The organism is Thermostichus sp. OS-CIW-26, from assembly GCF_054058395.1.
In genome coordinates this window covers 1-15,750 of sequence record NZ_JBSSAG010000003.1, presented here as the reverse complement: position 1 = coordinate 15,750, position 15,750 = coordinate 1, and the positions used below count along the sequence as shown (strand labels likewise).

General features: G+C 58.6%; 16 protein-coding genes and 1 tRNA gene. 9 read left to right on the top strand and 8 right to left on the bottom strand.

Going from position 1 to position 15,750, the window contains the following annotated elements; translation table 11 throughout:
- Position 1: 1 nt before the first annotated feature.
- A complete protein-coding gene (locus tag ACVW0C_RS02000) occupies positions 2 to 373 on the top strand; it encodes a DUF309 domain-containing protein (RefSeq protein WP_457384174.1) in 372 nt (123 codons plus the stop codon).
- A gap of 18 nt (positions 374 to 391) precedes the next feature.
- Here the strand turns inward: ACVW0C_RS02000 and ACVW0C_RS01995 are convergent, their stop codons facing one another.
- From ACVW0C_RS01995 to ACVW0C_RS01985, 3 genes are all read right to left on the bottom strand, one after another.
- Positions 392 to 1,585, bottom strand: a complete 1,194-nt coding sequence (locus ACVW0C_RS01995; RefSeq protein ID WP_457384173.1) for an RNA-guided endonuclease InsQ/TnpB family protein — start codon at positions 1,583 to 1,585, stop codon at positions 392 to 394.
- Positions 1,586 to 1,681: 96 nt separating this feature from the next.
- Entirely contained in the window at positions 1,682 to 1,843 is a 162-nt protein-coding gene (locus tag ACVW0C_RS01990) for a hypothetical protein (RefSeq protein WP_011434030.1), read from the bottom strand.
- Between the two features lie 91 nt (positions 1,844 to 1,934).
- Positions 1,935 to 2,024 carry a cytochrome b6-f complex subunit PetN gene (locus ACVW0C_RS01985; protein WP_244349857.1) on the bottom strand — a complete coding sequence of 30 codons (90 nt, stop codon included), beginning with the start codon at positions 2,022 to 2,024 and terminating at the stop codon, positions 1,935 to 1,937.
- Between the two features lie 156 nt (positions 2,025 to 2,180).
- On the opposite strand from ACVW0C_RS01985, the gene ACVW0C_RS01980 reads away from it, so the two are divergent.
- Entirely contained in the window at positions 2,181 to 2,426 is a 246-nt protein-coding gene (locus ACVW0C_RS01980; RefSeq protein WP_049749597.1) for a hypothetical protein, read from the top strand.
- A 154-nt stretch (positions 2,427 to 2,580) separates the two neighbouring features.
- Entirely contained in the window at positions 2,581 to 3,165 is a 585-nt protein-coding gene (locus ACVW0C_RS01975) for an SRPBCC family protein (protein ID WP_457384172.1), read from the top strand.
- 192 nt (positions 3,166 to 3,357) lie between these two features.
- Here ACVW0C_RS01975 and ACVW0C_RS01970 read toward each other — a convergent pair whose 3' ends face one another.
- Positions 3,358 to 5,346, bottom strand: coding sequence for a DICT sensory domain-containing protein (locus tag ACVW0C_RS01970; protein WP_414350157.1), 1,989 nt, complete (start codon positions 5,344 to 5,346; stop codon positions 3,358 to 3,360).
- Between the two features lie 185 nt (positions 5,347 to 5,531).
- On the opposite strand from ACVW0C_RS01970, the gene ACVW0C_RS01965 reads away from it, so the two are divergent.
- A complete protein-coding gene (locus tag ACVW0C_RS01965; protein ID WP_011434035.1) occupies positions 5,532 to 5,975 on the top strand; it encodes a 2TM domain-containing protein in 444 nt (147 codons plus the stop codon).
- Positions 5,976 to 6,082: 107 nt separating this feature from the next.
- Positions 6,083 to 6,153, top strand: a tRNA-Gly gene (locus ACVW0C_RS01960).
- A gap of 51 nt (positions 6,154 to 6,204) precedes the next feature.
- Here ACVW0C_RS01960 and ACVW0C_RS01955 read toward each other — a convergent pair.
- Positions 6,205 to 6,891 carry a hypothetical protein gene (locus tag ACVW0C_RS01955; protein WP_457384171.1) on the bottom strand — a complete coding sequence of 229 codons (687 nt, stop codon included), beginning with the start codon at positions 6,889 to 6,891 and terminating at the stop codon, positions 6,205 to 6,207.
- A gap of 190 nt (positions 6,892 to 7,081) precedes the next feature.
- On the opposite strand from ACVW0C_RS01955, the gene ACVW0C_RS01950 reads away from it, so the two are divergent.
- From ACVW0C_RS01950 to gndA, 4 genes are all read left to right on the top strand, one after another.
- Positions 7,082 to 8,434 carry an ABC transporter substrate-binding protein gene (locus tag ACVW0C_RS01950; protein ID WP_414380441.1) on the top strand — a complete coding sequence of 451 codons (1,353 nt, stop codon included), beginning with the start codon at positions 7,082 to 7,084 and terminating at the stop codon, positions 8,432 to 8,434.
- 111 nt (positions 8,435 to 8,545) lie between these two features.
- Positions 8,546 to 9,748: a carbohydrate ABC transporter permease gene (locus tag ACVW0C_RS01945; RefSeq protein WP_457384170.1), complete on the top strand. Its 1,203-nt coding sequence runs from the start codon at positions 8,546 to 8,548 to the stop codon at positions 9,746 to 9,748.
- Positions 9,749 to 9,839: 91 nt separating this feature from the next.
- A complete protein-coding gene (locus tag ACVW0C_RS01940; RefSeq protein WP_457384169.1) occupies positions 9,840 to 10,361 on the top strand; it encodes a pentapeptide repeat-containing protein in 522 nt (173 codons plus the stop codon).
- Between the two features lie 93 nt (positions 10,362 to 10,454).
- Positions 10,455 to 11,873 carry an NADP-dependent phosphogluconate dehydrogenase gene (gndA, locus tag ACVW0C_RS01935; RefSeq protein ID WP_457384168.1) on the top strand — a complete coding sequence of 473 codons (1,419 nt, stop codon included), beginning with the start codon at positions 10,455 to 10,457 and terminating at the stop codon, positions 11,871 to 11,873.
- On the opposite strand, the gene ACVW0C_RS01930 is transcribed toward gndA, so the two are convergent.
- The 3 genes from ACVW0C_RS01930 to nadC all read right to left on the bottom strand — a co-directional run bounded on the left by ACVW0C_RS01930 (position 11,870) and on the right by nadC (position 15,537).
- The gene (locus tag ACVW0C_RS01930) at positions 11,870 to 13,363 is read right to left on the bottom strand and encodes an L-aspartate oxidase (RefSeq protein WP_457384167.1); all 1,494 of its coding nucleotides are present in this window, start codon (positions 13,361 to 13,363) and stop codon (positions 11,870 to 11,872) included. The genes gndA and ACVW0C_RS01930 overlap by 4 nt on opposite strands.
- Before the next feature lie 29 nt (positions 13,364 to 13,392).
- The gene (nadA, locus tag ACVW0C_RS01925) at positions 13,393 to 14,481 is read right to left on the bottom strand and encodes a quinolinate synthase NadA (protein ID WP_414342299.1); all 1,089 of its coding nucleotides are present in this window, start codon (positions 14,479 to 14,481) and stop codon (positions 13,393 to 13,395) included.
- Positions 14,482 to 14,679: 198 nt separating this feature from the next.
- Positions 14,680 to 15,537 (bottom strand): carboxylating nicotinate-nucleotide diphosphorylase, encoded by an 858-nt coding sequence (gene nadC, locus ACVW0C_RS01920; protein ID WP_011434043.1) that lies wholly within the window; start codon positions 15,535 to 15,537, stop codon positions 14,680 to 14,682.
- Positions 15,538 to 15,750 lie beyond the last annotated feature (213 nt).

Sequence of the window (15,750 nt, the reverse complement as noted above, 5' to 3'; positions counted from 1 at the left end):
CATGAGCAATGCCCACTCAGAAGCGTTGCGTTTGGCCGCCGAGCAGTTTAACCGGGGGGAATTTTACGCCTGCCACGACACCCTAGAGGCCCTGTGGATGGAAGCAGTGGATCCAGAGCGGCGCTTCTACCAGGGGCTTTTGCAAACCGCCGTGGCCTACTATCACCTGCAAAACGGCAACCGCCGCGGCTGCATGATCCTGTTGGGGGAGGCCAACCGCAAGCTGGCGAACTTTCTGCCCACCTACGCTGGATGGGATGTGCAAGCCCTGTGGCAGGCTAACCAGGGCATCCTGCGGCATCTTTCTCAACTGCAACCCCAGGATCCCCTGCCTTACCTGGCCATCCCCACCCTGAGTTGGGTTGAAGAGTAAACTACCCGGCTCCGACCGCTAAGCGGTACGGAGCGAGCTTTCAGTAGCCCTGAGCCTGTTCTGCTCTACCAGAGAACAAAACAAGCCCGGACCTCTAGGCTGGTTTACGGCAGCCCCCAAGAGCGCAATTACGTTTGCACCATTCAAATCCGCATCTCCTTCCCATCCACAGTGTCCACACTTAAACTTCTTTCCACTGCGGTAGGATTGCGCAGGGTCGGGATGAATGTGCAAACACCGGTGGCAGGTCTGCGACGTGTAGGCAGGCGGCACAAGAATCAGAGAAACCCCTGCAACTCTCGCCTTGTACTCCAGAAACTGACGTAGTTGGTAGAACGCCCAACTGTTGGCCCTGCGCCGCTCGGCTTTGCTGCGTGGCTGTTGATTGACCCTTTCCCGGATCCCTGTCAGGTCTTCCAGAGCAATAGCGCTGTTGGTAGCTTTTGCCCTAGAGACAATAGCTTTGGAGATGCGATGATTGACCCACACTTGAAAGCGTCTCTCCTTGCCAGACAGCCGTTGCAACAGTTCTCTGCATCTGCGCCGCGAACTGCGTGTGCCCTTACTGGCTTTGCGTTGGAGTACCGCCCTCAACCGGGAGTAGTGGTCTCGGACTCTGTTCAACTGCTGTCCATTCCAGTTGTCCCCCTCTGACGTATGGGCAATATCTGTCCTCCCCAAGTCCACCCCGATCACCTTGTCGGTATCTTGTTGCTTGGGTGGCTTTTTCTCTACGCAAATCTGGATGGAGTAGGAGCCATCCTTCCGCTGGACTAGGGTGGCCGATTTGGGGTTAGAGCCAGCCAGCATCCCACGCTGGTAGTTGCCAATGGCCAGTTCAAAGCGTTCTCTCCCTTCCACCGTGGTCAGCGACACCGTCCAGTCTTTTTGACGGAACGAAAAGATGCGAGCGTCGTAGGTAACAAAGCCGCTCTTAAACTCCTTGACGGGACGCTTTTTCTGCTTAGCCACTTTGCGGGAACCCGCTACCCGTCTGCACACCTGTTGAGCCAAGTTACTGGACAAGCCAAACCGGGCTCGAATCTCGTAGTAGCAAAGGGATTGCAGTTTGACCGCGTTGACGATCTTCTCCGGCGTGTTCTGGTTGACCCAGTTCAATGCCTGCACAAAGACATCCATCGTCGCGTCCAATTTGGCGGCTTGCGACTGGGACGCCTTGAGCTTGCAGGAGACGGTCAGGACTTGGGTCATGGTTCTATTGTGACTTCCGCATTCCTCCCGGCACTGACCCTACGGGTACAGTGCGGGGCTCCTGCGATTTCTAGCTGAGCAGGCCCAACAGCGGCGCTAGCGCTTGGAGCGACGGGCTTTGCGCTCAACTTCGTTGCGTCGCCGCCGATCCCGCCAGTCGATGAAGGTAATGTAGCCAACGCCCAGGGTTACGGCTGTCAACAGCAAAAAGATGCTTCCGTAGGCGATGCGGGCGACCAAGGGAAGATCGGTTTCCATGGTGTGAGCGGGGGTAACCCCGTCAATATCGGCGGCAGGAACAACAAGATGAATGCAAGATGGATGTGAGGCTCAATCCAGGCATGACAAATTACATGCCGTTGCGCCCCCAGACCACCAGGGCAATGGAAAGAACGAAGAAGGTGGGGACGGCAATCCAGCCAAGGGTGATGATGTCCATAGGTCTAGCCCAGCTAAAGAGGGGTTATCTCGAGGTGATCCCATTTTACGAGAGGAGATCCCTTGTCAACGGACATCTACGAACACCTGTTTTCAGTTCAAGCTGGCTACAGTGGAGTTAAATCTGAAACATCTGAGCCAAACGAGGTGGGATCCGATGGTACTGGACACATTGCCGCTGGTTGCCGCTGTAGCCATCGCCATTTTTATGCTGGTTTTTTGGGTGCGGGTGGTTCGAGAGGCCATCTGGACAACGGTGGGGATTGTAATCATCTTGGCCGTGTTGTACGTGGTCTTTAGAATTGGCCCGCGGCAGGTGCTGCAGGAGTTGCGGGATCCCTTTGCCCTTCTAGAACAGGTTTGGCAGGTGATCGTCGGTTGGTTCCAGGCCCTTCTCCCCTAGAGTTCGTTATCTGCTATACAGTTCCCTGATACAATAGAAAACACAGGGGGGCAGCCTATTGGAACTGCTGGCGAATGGTTTGTCCAGTCAAAAATCGATTCCCTCTCCGGTTTCCGCACTGCTCTACAGCACCTACGCGACTGAAGTTCTCGCCATGCCTTCTGACCCTGAATGGGATCCCCAAGACCCCACCCCAGAAGATGGGATCCCCATTCCTGCTGGCGTCAGCGGGACGGAGTCCTCAGACATCCAGGTGGAGGTGGAGGATTTGGGGGAGCGCCGCCGCCAAGTGCGAGGTCGCGTCCTGATTCCGGTGGAGCGGCAGCAGGTCTGGCAGGTTTTGACCGACTACGACCATCTGGCGGAGTTTATTCCCAACTTGGTGGAAAGTCGCGTCATTGGCCGTGAGAATGGCCGCACACTGGTACGTCAAGTGGGATCCCAAAAGGTTTTATTTGCCCAATTTTCTGCTGCGGTGGTGCTGGCTATCGAGGAGATCTTTCCTCAGCAGCTTCGCTTCCAAAAAACACAAGGGGATTTTCTTATCTTCGAGGGGTTTTGGGATCTGGCCGATTGGTCGGCCCATCAAACCTTGCTCACCTACCACCTGCAGGTCAAACCTCCCCGCAGAATGCCTGTCGGTCTGGTGGAGCGCCGCATTTGCCAAGATTTGGCCCTGAACTTACAAGCCATTCGGGAGCGCTGCCTGAGTTTGTCGGATCATTCCAAGCCCATTTGAGGCGCGCCCAATAGGTACCTCGTTCCCCAAGCGCTCCGCGCCGCTGACGCGACCACTCTCAGCCCTTCTGCCAAAGAAGAGGGGGGCTGGGGAACAGCTTTATTGCCATTTGTGGGATTTGATATTCGAGCTGGAATTTGCCAGGTGGATCCCAGAGGCAAAGTGGGCCGGTGGTCCTTCACCTTTCGAGTCTCAAGCGGCGATCGAGGGCTGTCCTTGGGTGTGTGGGTGCGCTATCGGCAGGGTGAAGTGGAAGGCACTGCCCTGATTGATCCCCCCCGATTCTGCCCAGATGCGCCCCCCCATGGCCTCAATGATCAGTCGGCAAATGGCTAGCCCCAAGCCCGTCCCACCCACCGAGCGCCGCAGGGATCCCTCTGCTTGATAAAACCGCTCGAAGATGGCTTGCAACCGGTCTGGCTCAATGCCGCGCCCGGTGTCGGCAACAGTGAACTTCACCATCGCCCCCGTCGATCCACCGGCTGGTGGCTCCACTTCTGCCCGAATCCAGATCCGTCCGGTGGAAGGGGTAAATTTGCAGGCATTGTCCAGCAGCTTACGCAACACCTCCACCAGCCACTCCCCATCCGCCCTAACCATTGGCAGCCGTTTGGGCAGCACCTGCTCGATGGTGGGCAAGTCTTCGTGCCGCCGTCGCGCTTTGACATTGCTCAGGGCCAGCTCCACACATTCTTGAGCAGACAACGGCTCGATATGCCAGCGAACGCGACCACTTTCCAGCTTGGAGAGGGTGAGAAAGTCCTGCACCAACTCCCGCAGCCGATCGGCATCTTGCAGGGCTGTGTTCAACATTTCCTGGCGCATCTCCAGGGGCATGTCGGGGTCGCTGGCCAAAGACTCCAAACACACCTGAATGGTGGACAGCGGGGTGCGCAGCTCGTGTCCGGTCACGGCAATCAGCTCTGATTTGGCCTGATCCAGAGCTGCCAACTGGCGATTGAGCTCTTCTAGGTGCTGATAGGCTTCTGCCTGCAAGAGGGCTACCCCCACTTGGTTGGCAATGGCTTCTGCCAACTCCAGAGTGGCCGGCTGCCAGCGGTGAGGGTGTTCGTGGTGTAGCTCCAATAGGCCCAGCAACCGCCCTTGATAGAGAATCGGCATGGCCACCCAAGCCCGAATTTGGGCCGGCTGCCACAGCTCCGGCACTCGCTGCAGGCGGGGATCCTTTTGGGTATCCTCGCAGCACACCGCTTGTGCCGAGGCCATTGCCTCCCGCAAAAAAGGGTTGCTGGGAAGAGGCCACAGGGATCCCTTAAGGCTGCCCATCGTTAGGGTGCGGTACTCCTGCTCAATCTGAACAGCAGGGGCCTGGCCATCGTAACGGTAGATCAAACATCGCCCCACCTCTGCCACCTGCCCCAGCTCCTGCACAGCAATTGCCAAAATCTCGCCGGGATCCAAAGACTGGCGAATGGCACTGCTGATGCGGTTGATCAGATGCTCTTTGCGCTCTTGCGCCCGAATGGTGCGGTAGGCCCGCTGCAGTTTGTATTGCCCTGCCTGGAGATAGGTGATCAGCCGCTCGGTAAAGGGGCCTGGATTCAGTTGGCTGGCGGAGTTTTGCGGGGATCCCTTGAGGTACTGGCGAAGGGGCTCAAGGCGAGGTTCCAGATCCGGTCGGTAACTGAGGATCTTGGGCAACAGGGCCAAAGCCGCTTGGACTGTAATCTGACGATCAAATGACCAGATCCCATCAAATTGGCGAGCTGCATCCATATCGCTGCTTTGCCAAGGACGCTCCCGCTGCATCTGCAAGCGTTCTCGACACACGAGGCAGGTGGCATAGTGGGCATCGATGACGATCAAGTGCCACTCCTGCACCAAGGGATCCTCTGGATCCAAGGGAATGGTGTGGTAGGGCAGGTCTGTCTGAGCAAAATCCTTTTCTGGGGTCGCCAACACAAACACGTCTTGGGCCATTGCGCTGATGCGCTGGTAGCGCCGTGCCTCCTGGCGGTAGTAGCGCTCCTTTTGAAAGTTAGCGAATACCCACGGGGATCCCTGCCCTTGCAGCACCTGATCCTCAATGGCGTGGCTGAGGGCAACCAAAGAGGATTTGAAATACAATTGTGGGCGCAGGTGCGGCAAAGCCTGCAGCAGATCGCTCAATAGGGAGGTACGACTCTGGCGAAGGTAAGATCTAGAGCGGGTGGAGGCCATAACCCTACTGGCAAGCACAGATCACAGGCAGTACAGGGACACTTAACCCCAGAGAAGGAGGCTCGCAGTCTAGGTTTAGTCTAACGGTTGGGATCCCGCGGCGGAGGGAGCTTCATAAGGCGCAAGATCCAGCTAGCCCAAACTAAGAGATATAAAGTTTACGAAGTTATATGTAAGTCAGCCAAATGTCGGGATCCCGGTACAGCCAAGAGGACGTGCAGCAGATCCTCCAGCGGGCCATTGCCCGCCAGCCACGCCTGGGCGAGTTCACCCGCTCCCAACTGCAGGAGATGGCTGCCGAACTGGGGATCTCCCCCCAAGAGCTGGACTTGGCCGAGCAGGAATGGAAGGCCTGGCAAGAGCTGAACAGCCAACACCGAGAATTCCAGCGCTACCGCCGTCGGCAGTTTTACCAACTGCTGGGCCGCTATGGAATTGTCAACAGCTTTTTGCTGGGCTTAGACTGGCTCTCCGGTGGAGGGCTATCTTGGTCGCTGTTTATACTCATGGGGTGGGGCTTGACCGTTGCCCTCAAGGGCTGGAACGCCTACCAAACGGAGGGTGAACGCTACGAGAAAGAGTTTCGCCAATGGCAAAGGAAACGCCAGAAAGATCTCCAGAGCAAGTAAGCCCAGCCTACCGGAGAAGTCTGTCCCGCTGATGGAGATGGATTTTTCTCCAGACCTTGACTGGGGAGAGGTGCTATCATAGGCTTCCGGCATCAGTGAATGCCTGTGCGGGCGTAGTTTAATGGTAAAACCGCAGTCTTCCAAACTGCTGTTGTCGGTTCGATTCCGTCCGCCCGCTTCCTCCCACAAAATCCTAAGGGATCCCTTAAAGTGACCTTCAGATTCTTCTTCACAGGTTGGGGCCGACTGTGGTGGTGCGGCGGATCGGTTGACCTTTCAGGGTATTGCCTTCTACTGTTTTCACCCAGCCTTGCCCTGGTACAAATCGGTACTGCACATCGGTATCAGAGCCACCGAGCAGATCCCCTTGGGCATTGAAGACGCGAGTTTCCCGCTGCCAGTGTCCTGGCCCGGTCGGTGTGCTGCTCGACTCGGTGGTGTAGGTTTGGTCGCGGGCATTGTTGAATTGGCCGCTGTGCTGCCAGCCTTGCCCCGCTTGGCCCTCGATAAGGCTCGAGCTGCTGCCCACCGTCTTGCCCTCGGCGTTTTGCAGGGTGGTGCTGCCCTGCCGTTGCCAGCCCTCATTCGTGCGGGTGGTGGTGTGCTGATGGTTCAGGTTCCAGGTCTGACCTTGTTGGGTAGTGACTTGGCCGGAGTAGTCTCCTTCCACCCCCTGACCGGGAATGAATTGCCGGGATCCCTGGCCGGAATAGGTGCCACTACCCGATCTGCCACTTGGCCCGGTGCCAGTGTAGGTGCCGGAGTGAGTGAAGGTGCGCTCACCGCGCGGGGTCAGGGATCCAGCCGTTGGCGTGGTGGCTGTGCGAGTGCGTTGACGGGGGCGAGCCTGCGCAAAGGGAGCAAGCGCCATCAGGAGGGCAGTAACCAACAACAGGCAAAAGCTTGCGGTTTTCATTTTCATTCTCATTTTTCGAGACCCCTTGAGAAATTGCCAATCATGACCCAGGCTAGGTGCTCACCTCATCTGACTCTGACTTCGGCCTGAGGGTTCACCTCCCGAGGGGATCCCAGCCAGATATAACCTGCTCTTAATGTCGGTGCTGTAATCTCAGAGGTGCCTTTAGCGAATGCGACTGCATTTTTCTATGAACACCCGTCGTACTTTCCTGGCTGTTGCGGCTGGCCTCGTGGCTGCGTCTGCTGCTGCTCTTCTGGCTGCCGACAGCTTTGCTCAGTCTCCTGCCGAAGTCAAAGTTTGGATTGCCTTTACCGATAACCGCCTGGATTGGGCCCGCGGAAAAGCGGCAGAGTTCAACAAACAATTTCCTCAATACAAAGTTACGGTCGAAGGCTACGGCAACTACGAAGAAATTCAGCAAGCCACCGACCTGGCCATTCAACAAAATGCTGCTCCTTCGGTGGTGCAATGGTTTGAGGTGGGCACCCAGCGGGCACGGGATTTTGGTTACTTCAAGTCCATTGCCGAGGCTCTGGGCAATCGCACCGAAGTGAACGGGATCCCAGTGAATTTCGACGATTTTATCGAGCCGGTGGTGAGCTACTACACCCTGGATGGCAAATTTACCTCCATGCCCTGGAACAGCTCCAGCCCCATTCTCTACTCCAACACGGCCATCTTGAAGAAGGCTGGGATCGAAAAGCCGCCGGCCACCTGGCAAGAGCTGGAGGCTGCTTGTCAAAAGATCATGGCCCTCCCCGACGCTCCCCAGGGCTGTGTGACCTGGCCCAATCACGGCTGGTTCTACGAGCAGTGGATGGCCCAGCAGAATGCCCTCTTGGCCAACAACGACAATGGCCGTGCCGCCCGTGCCACCCAGGTCTTTTTGGACTCGGAGCCGTCAATTGCCATCGCCACCTGGTGGAAAGGGATGTATGACAAAGGCTACTACATCTACAGCGGCAAGCAGCGGGATTGGGCAGCCACCGAGCAGGCCATCCAGACCGGTACCGTCGCCATGGCCATCACCAGCAGCGCCGATGCCGCCAACATCACCAACGCTGCCAAGCAAAACAACATCGAGCTGGTCACCACCCGCATGCCCTACAACGCCGACAAGGGTTGGACGGGGAACTTGATCGGGGGAGCCAGCCTCTGGCTGGTGAAGGATCTGCCCAAGGAGGTGGAAGAGGGGGCGCTGACCTTCATGCTGTGGCTCAATAACACCGAAAATGCTGCCGAGTGGCACCAAGTGACCGGCTACTTGCCCATTCGGAAAAGCTCGGTAGCCTTGCTGGAGTCGAAGGGCTGGTTCAAGGAAAACCCCAACTTCTTCACCGCCAGCGACCAAATCAACAATTCCAAGGTGACCCCTGCCACTCGGGGGGCGCTGCTGGGGGCTTTCCCCGAAATTCGCAACGTGGTAACCCAAACCATGGAAGATCTGATGCTTAAAGGCGGGGATCCAGCCCAGGCCATGGCCAAGGCCAACCAGGAGGCCAACCGCCTTCTGGCCGAGTACAACTCCCTTTACCAGTAGCCCCAGTGTCGATGGGCCAGGGGTGTTATTGAGGGATGGGGGTGGGCGGCGGCCTGCCCCTTTCCGGGCTTTGATAAGGCTCTTGTGAAGAGCACAGCCGAGGTGAGAGGCATGTTGGGATTCGTCCAAGTGTTGGTGCCGCTGTTGGCAGGGTTGCTGGGATCCCTCTGGATAGGGCTCCGTTTTCGACGCATCGAGTGGCCTGTGCCGGTGGGGGCAGTGCTGGGGGGCCTAGCAGGAGGGCTGGGATCCCTGATTTTTATGGCGCCCCTGGATTTTTGCACTTTTGAGCCGGAGCGCAAGGCCATCGACATGGCCTTTGGCGTGGGGCTGGTGCTGGCGGGCATGGCCATTCCCCTCTGGCCGCTGTTGGCGTGGACGCAGAAGGAGCAGGAGCGCCGCCTGGGGATCCCCGGCCCAGCTGTTCAGGAGAGGGGCATCTTTAAGCAGTGGTGGCTGGCGTGGCTGCTCTTGTTGCCCACCTTCACGATCTTGGTGGTGTTTCTCTACTACCCAGGGCTGGATACCTTCCGCCTTTCCACCCTGCTCACGTTTGTGGGGGCGCCGCGCAGCCGCTTCGTCTGTGTGGATAACTTTACCGCTTTGCTGACGGATTCCACCTATCTGCGCAGCCTGGGGATTACCTTTGCCATTTCGGCGGCCATCGTGGTGCTGGGGTTGAGCGGATCCCTGTTGATTGCCACGCTGGCCTATCAGCCGATTCGGGGGGCGGCGATTTATCGGGTGTTGCTGATCTGGCCCTACGCCATCTCTCCGGCGGTGGCCGGGATCATCTTCTTTATCATGTTCAACCCCTTGGGAGGGGTGGCCAACCATTTGCTGGGCCTGGTGGGGATCCCCCGTTTAAACTGGCTCAGCGATCCCAACTTGGCCCCTTGGGTGGTGATCTTTGCTAGCGTTTGGAAGCAGATGGGCTACAACATTTTGTTTTACCTTGCCGGCCTGCAAAACCTGCCCAAGGATTTGCTGGAAGCGGCTGCCATCGACGGGGCCGGGGCAGTGCGTCGCTTTTTTGCCATCACCCTACCGCTGCTTTCTCCCATCACCTTCTTTTTGGTGATTACCAACATGACCTATGCGTTTTTCGATATCTTTGGCACCATTGACTTGCTGACTGCTGGGGGCCCTTCCGGATCCACCTCGGTGTTGATCTACGAGATCTACAAAATCGGAGTGTCTTCTGGCAATTTGGGTAGGGCTGCCGCGCAATCCATCGTCCTGTTTCTCATTGTGGTGGGGCTGACGATCCTGCAATTTCGCACCACCGAGCGGAATGTGACCTACGGCGGATAACGGCTGTCTCTGCTGCAACGCAATGATCCCAGTTCTCAGTGGGCAAGGGGAAAATCGGCAAGAATGGGGGTAGAGAATCTAGGGATCCTCGATGGCCCCAAAATCCAACGCCTCGACTTGCTGGCGCGACTTCGGGAAGCTGGGCATGCTGCTGGCGGCCACTCTGCTGCTTTGGCTCCTCTGGGGATCCATAGCGGGCAGCCAAACCCGTCTCAACTTCAACAACGCCGATCTGCAGGGTCAGGATTTGTCCGGCCAAGATTGGCGGGGCAGCAGCTTTGTCAGTGCCAACCTGCAGGGCGCCGATCTGCACGGGGCCAACCTTGCGGGGGCGGCATTCACCAAAGCCAACCTGGCAGGGGCCAATCTATCCGGTGCCGACTTGAGCAATAGCCTCTTGGATCTGGCCAATTTGGCAGGAGCCGATCTCAGGGGGGCCAACCTCACGGGAGCCATTGCCGCACGGGCGGTTTGGCAAGGAGCGCAGATTGCCGGCGCCGATTTCAGCGAAGCCTATGTGGATCGGGCGGCAAAGCGGCAGTTGTGTGAGCGAGCTGAGGGATCCCACCCGATAACCGGCGTAACCACCCGTGAGAGTTTGGGCTGCCCTTGAATCAGGGCCGGCAAAGGTGAAGAAAACAGGATCCCTGAGCCCCGTCGGTCAGATTGGCCTCTAGATTGGGTGAGGTGTCGATAGTGCCCAACTATGAGCAAGCCCAGCTTTGCGGTGATCGGCCTGGCGGTGATGGGGGAAAACCTGGCCCTCAACATCGAGCGCAATGGCTTCCCGGTTGCCGTCTACAACCGCACCAGCTCCAAAACCGACCAGTTCATGCGGGAGCGAGCCCAAGGCAAACGGATCACCCCCGCCTACAGCCTGCCGGAATTGGTGCAACTGATGGAGCGGCCCCGCAAATTCTTGATCATGGTCAAGGCGGGTGCGCCGGTAGACGCGGTGATTGACGAGCTTAAACCCCTGCTGGATCCGGGGGATATCATCATCGACGGCGGCAACTCCCTCTACACCGACACCGATCGCCGTGCCGAAGCCCTCGCCCCCACCGGGATCCACTTTGTCGGCATGGGAGTGAGCGGCGGGGAAGAGGGCGCCCTGAACGGCCCCAGCCTCATGCCCGGCTGCAGCCCAGAGGCTTACCAACAACTGGAGCCCATCTTGACCAAAATTGCCGCTCAAGTGGCGGATGGCCCTTGCGTCACCTACCTGGGGCCAAAAGGGGGCGGGCACTACGTGAAGATGGTACACAACGGCATCGAATACGGCGATATGCAACTGATCGCCGAGGTCTACGACCTAATGCGCAGGGCTTTGAAGCTGTCGGCCTCGCAGATGCAGGAGATTTTTCAGGCTTGGAATGAAACAGAGCTGGAATCTTTCCTAATTGAAATTACCGCCAAGATTTTCCAAACCCTGGATCCGGAAACCGGCAAGCCGTTGGTGGATCTCATTCTGGATAAGGCTGGGCAAAAAGGCACCGGTTTGTGGACAGTCAAGGACGCTCTAGATCTGGGGGTACCAGTGCCCACCATTGAAGCGGCGGTGCAAGCTCGCATCCTCTCGTCGATGAAAGAGGAACGGGTGGCTGCCTCTGCCCAGTTGAAGGGGCCCGACGCAACTTTTGCAGGGGATCCCGACTGCTTTATCCAAGATCTGCGCGCCGCCCTCTACTGCTCCAAAATCTGCTCCTATGCTCAGGGGATGGCCCTGCTCAAAAAAGCCACCGTTGCCCACGGCTACGTCTACACCTTCAGTGAGATTCCGCGGATTTGGAAAGGGGGCTGTATCATCCGCGCCCGCTTCCTGGGCGAGATCCAGTCGGCCTACAAACGGGATCCAGAGCTGGTGAACCTGCTGTTGGATGAGGAGTTCGAGCAGGCCATCCGGGAGCGGCAGGGATCCTGGCGGCGGGTGGTGTCCACGGCGGCTGCCCTGGGGATCCCGATCCCGGCCATCAGCGCTTCTTTGGCCTACTACGACAGCTACCGTACCGCCAACCTGCCCCAGAACCTCACCCAAGCCCAGCGGGACTTCTTCGGGGCCCACACCTTCGAGCGCATCGACAGGCCGGGCGTCTTTCACCATGAGTGGAATGCCTGTTGCCGTTAGCAATGCGTAGCATCAAGAGCTCTCCGGAAAAAAGTTGAACCGCGCACCTCCGTATGGAAAGGCTCCCCTTCCTGAGGAAAATCCTCGCGGAAATGGGCCCCGCGGCTTTCCTCCCGCAGCAGCGCCCCCTGAGCTACCAGACGGGCCAGCAAAAGCAGACTGCCTGCCTCGGCCTCTTCCCGGGTGGCCCAAGGCTTTTCCTGCAGGGGAAGTGCCTTGACAAAGGTCAGAAAAGCCCGCAGCCGTGTTCCCTCCCGCACAACGCCCAAAGCTTCCCCAACTCGATGCCTGAGAGCCGGCAGGATGTCGGGAGACGTCGCCAGAACGGGTAGCCTCTGCAGCTGTCGGGGAAAGCTCACCTCTCCCAAATCTTGCAAGGCAGCCAAGGCGGCCCGCTTGCCCATGACCAGCCCTTCCAAAAGGCTGTTGGAAGCCAAGCGATTGGCTCCGTGCAGACCCGTGGAAGCCACCTCCCCAGCAGCATAAAGGCCCGGCAGGTCGGTGAAGCCGAAAGTGTCCGTTCGGATCCCACCCATCACGTAGTGAGCCGCGGGAACAACTGGGAGCAGATCCTTCGTGGGATCCAGCCCCAAGGCGCGGGCAGAGGCAACAACGGTGGGAAAGCGCTCCTCCAGATGTTCGACGACCCGCAGATCCAGGTAGGTTCCCCCTGTCTGCTGCCGCTCCCAGAAAACGGCCCGAGCTACCACATCCCGCGGCGCCAGCTCTCCCAGCTCCGCATAGCGAGGCATAAAACGCTCCCCCAAGGCGTTGAGGAGAACAGCCCCTTCTCCTCTTACTGCCTCGCTCACCAGCGCTCCATTGGGCAAGGCCGTGGGGTGAAATTGCACAAACTCCAGATCCCTGAGAGTGGCCCCTGCCCGCCAGGCCAGCACCATTCCGTCGCCGGTGGCCCCTGGGGGAGCTGTCGAGACGGGGAAAAGGCTGCCAAATCCTCCCGTAGCCAGGAGAACTGCCCCGGCCCTCACCTCCACCGGCCCTTCAGGGCCAAGCAGCAAGGCCCCCCCTACCCTGTCCCCCGCCAGCAAAAGGCTTAGGGCTGTGTAGCCCTGCAAAGGCAGCCTGTTGAGGCGAGCCAGCAAACCTCTCAGAAGCCACAGTCCGCTCCGATCCCCCCCCAGATGGCGTACCCGCGCTTGGGAGTGGCCCCCTTCCCGGACAGGTTGGGGATGGAAAGGAAGGCCCCAGCGCAAAAGTCTCTCCAGGTGCAAGGGTGCTTCCTCCACAATGGAGCGAGCCACCTTTTCTTCCACCAGGCCGCGGCCCGCTTGCAAGGTGTCTTGGATATGGGCTTCTACGTCCGCCTCATCCACAGGAAAAGCCACCCCACCCTGCGCCCAAGGGGTAGAGCCAGAGGGAAGGGGATCCTTGCTTACCACCAGAGTTGTCGCCCCCTGGGCTTCGGCCCACAGGGCTGCGTACACCCCCGCCACCCCTGCTCCCAGGATCAACAGGTCTGTTTCTAACAAGGGCGGCGCCCCGTTCTTCCCCTCCACCTCTAGGCTCCGGCGGGCACTGCCAGCATGGCCAGGATGGAACGGCGAGCCTTCTCAGCCACCTCCTGGGGCACCTGGATCACGTAGCGCATCTCCTGCAGGGAGCGGTAAATCTTTTCCAAGGTAATCTTCTTCATGTACTCGCAGACGGCTTCTGCCTTGACAGGGATGAACGTTTTGTCTGGAGCTTCTTTCTTGAGCCGGTGAAGAATGCCCACCTCGGTGGCCACCACAAACTCGCGGCTTTCTGAAGCTTTGGCGTAGCGCACCATGCCCTCGGTGGAGAGCAGCTTGGCATCCGGTTTGAGGAAGAGACAGCTAGAGCCGCAACTGCACTCCGGGTGAATGAGGAACTCTGCTCCAGGGTGCTCTTCCACCATCGCCTTGAGGTGCTCTTCCCGGATGCCAACATGCACGTGGCACTCTCCCGGAAAGAGATCCAGCTCCCTTCCGGTTACTTGAGCAACGTGGGCTCCCAGAAACATATCCGGCACGAAGAAGATGGGGCGATCCGGGGGCAGGCTGGCCACCACTTGAACTGCGTTGGCGCTGGTTACGCAGACATCTGCCAGAGCCTTGATCTCGGCAGCGGTGTTGACGTAGGCCACCACCAGGCCCTCAGGGCAGGCTGCCTTCCACCGCAGCACATCTTGCGGGCGAATGCTATCGGCCAAGGAACAGCCCGCCTCCAGATCCGGCAGCAGCACCGTCTTTTCCGGGTTAAGGATGGCAGCCGTCTCCGCCATAAAATGCACGCCCGCAAAGACAATCACCTGGGCGCTCGTCTTTTGAGCCTCCCGAGCCAGTCCTAAGGAGTCTCCCACAAAGTCCGCCACCTCTTGAACTTCAGGGAGCTGATACGAATGCGCGAGGATAACTGCCTGCCTTTCCTGTTTGAGCCGGGCAATCTCCTGGACGATTGTGGCAGTGTTGTGTAGCAATGGGGTTTCTCCCTTCATTTTCGACTTCTTGTCGCGACAGCGTTGCGTAGCAATAACGGTTTTGTTCCTCTGGAGGCTGGACACGATCTGAGGACTTTGTCCCGCTAATGCGTTTGCAGGAGCAGCGCGCAGCAATAACGGAAAGCCCATCTCCTGGAGTTGGTCGACTCTGCTTTGGGGGGTATCTGAGCCGGCAAGAGAAGCAACCCCCAACCCAGATGCCCGGCGAAGCCTTTCGCGGCGCCCGGTTGAGCTGGAGCTGGGCTTAGGTTGTCTTCTCAAAGTAGCATCAGTCGCAACAGCGTTGCGTAGCAATAAAGCAGTGTCCAGCGAGGACTTGGCTCAGGGTCACACCACCAGCAAAGAGAGATCCAAAGCCTTGGCCGAGTGGGTGAGCGCCCCGACGCTGACGTAATTCACGCCTGCCTCGGCCACTTGCCTGGCCCGTTCTGGGGTCATGTTGCCGCTGGCCTCCAGGGGAACTCTCCCTCCCACCCGTTGGACGGCGGCCTGGGTTTCTTCCAGGGTGAAGTTGTCCAGAAGGATGAGATCGGCTCCTGCTGCCAAAGCCTCTTCCAGTTCCTGGAGATCCCGCACCTCCACCTCCACCTTGAGGTGGTGGGGAGCACCTTCCTTGGCCCGCTTGACGGCTGCCAAAACGCCTCCCGCGCCACGGTCGCAACAGCGTTGCGTGGCAATGATGTGGTTTTCCTTGATCAAAATGCCGTCGAACAGCCCAAAGCGGTGGTTTTTGCCGCCCCCTACCCGTACAGCATACTTCTCCAGGGCGCGCAGGCCGGGAGTGGTCTTGCGGGTGTCCAGAAGCTGGGTTGAAGTTCCCCGGAGAGCCTCTACATAGGTGCGGGTGAGGGTGGCAATGCCGGACAGCCTTTGGAGAAGATTGAGCGCCAGCCTCTCCCCCGCCAGAATGCCCTTCAGGGATCCCTTGAGGTGGGCCACCTCTTGACGGACAGCCACCCTGGCCCCTTCCTCCACTCCAGGGATGAACTCCACCTGGGGATCCGCCAGCCGAAAAACCCGCTTGGCAATCTCCAGGCCGGCCAGGATCCCTGTCTCCTTGGCCAGGATTACCGCCTCACCCTCCAGTCCTGGGGGTAGGGTCAGCTCTGTGGTGAGGTCGCCGTGCCCCAGGTCTTCCCACAGCCAAGCGCAAAGGGTCTCCTCTGGTAAGTAAACTTCTTCCATTTTCGGTTTGGTTTTAGCTAGACCGCCGGGAAGCCCCGCCCTCCGTTAGTGACTGGTGACTAGTGGCTGGTCACTATCCACTCACCACTATCCAGGGTGAGGGTCGGGATAAAAGGCAAGGACACGATGCTTTGTCCTTACTGGTGCTATGACCGGCGTAGCAGGATTTTATACGCTCATCATGAGAACTTTTATAAACTCATCATGAGAACT

Excerpts from the sequence above, each read along its gene's own strand:
- ACVW0C_RS02000 (WP_457384174.1), top strand. The coding sequence starts at position 2 with ATGAGCAATGCCCACTCAGAAGCGTTGCGTTTGGCCGCCGAGCAGTTT.
- ACVW0C_RS01995 (WP_457384173.1), bottom strand. The coding sequence starts at position 1,585 with ATGACCCAAGTCCTGACCGTCTCCTGCAAGCTCAAGGCGTCCCAGTCG.
- ACVW0C_RS01990 (WP_011434030.1), bottom strand. The coding sequence starts at position 1,843 with ATGGAAACCGATCTTCCCTTGGTCGCCCGCATCGCCTACGGAAGCATC.
- ACVW0C_RS01985 (WP_244349857.1), bottom strand. The coding sequence starts at position 2,024 with ATGGACATCATCACCCTTGGCTGGATTGCCGTCCCCACCTTCTTCGTT.
- ACVW0C_RS01980 (WP_049749597.1), top strand. The coding sequence starts at position 2,181 with ATGGTACTGGACACATTGCCGCTGGTTGCCGCTGTAGCCATCGCCATT.
- ACVW0C_RS01975 (WP_457384172.1), top strand. The coding sequence starts at position 2,581 with ATGCCTTCTGACCCTGAATGGGATCCCCAAGACCCCACCCCAGAAGAT.
- ACVW0C_RS01970 (WP_414350157.1), bottom strand. The coding sequence starts at position 5,346 with ATGGCCTCCACCCGCTCTAGATCTTACCTTCGCCAGAGTCGTACCTCC.
- ACVW0C_RS01965 (WP_011434035.1), top strand. The coding sequence starts at position 5,532 with ATGTCGGGATCCCGGTACAGCCAAGAGGACGTGCAGCAGATCCTCCAG.
- ACVW0C_RS01955 (WP_457384171.1), bottom strand. The coding sequence starts at position 6,891 with ATGAAAACCGCAAGCTTTTGCCTGTTGTTGGTTACTGCCCTCCTGATG.
- ACVW0C_RS01950 (WP_414380441.1), top strand. The coding sequence starts at position 7,082 with ATGAACACCCGTCGTACTTTCCTGGCTGTTGCGGCTGGCCTCGTGGCT.
- ACVW0C_RS01945 (WP_457384170.1), top strand. The coding sequence starts at position 8,546 with ATGTTGGGATTCGTCCAAGTGTTGGTGCCGCTGTTGGCAGGGTTGCTG.
- ACVW0C_RS01940 (WP_457384169.1), top strand. The coding sequence starts at position 9,840 with ATGGCCCCAAAATCCAACGCCTCGACTTGCTGGCGCGACTTCGGGAAG.
- gndA (WP_457384168.1), top strand. The coding sequence starts at position 10,455 with ATGAGCAAGCCCAGCTTTGCGGTGATCGGCCTGGCGGTGATGGGGGAA.
- nadA (WP_414342299.1), bottom strand. The coding sequence starts at position 14,481 with ATGGGCTTTCCGTTATTGCTGCGCGCTGCTCCTGCAAACGCATTAGCG.
- nadC (WP_011434043.1), bottom strand. The coding sequence starts at position 15,537 with ATGGAAGAAGTTTACTTACCAGAGGAGACCCTTTGCGCTTGGCTGTGG.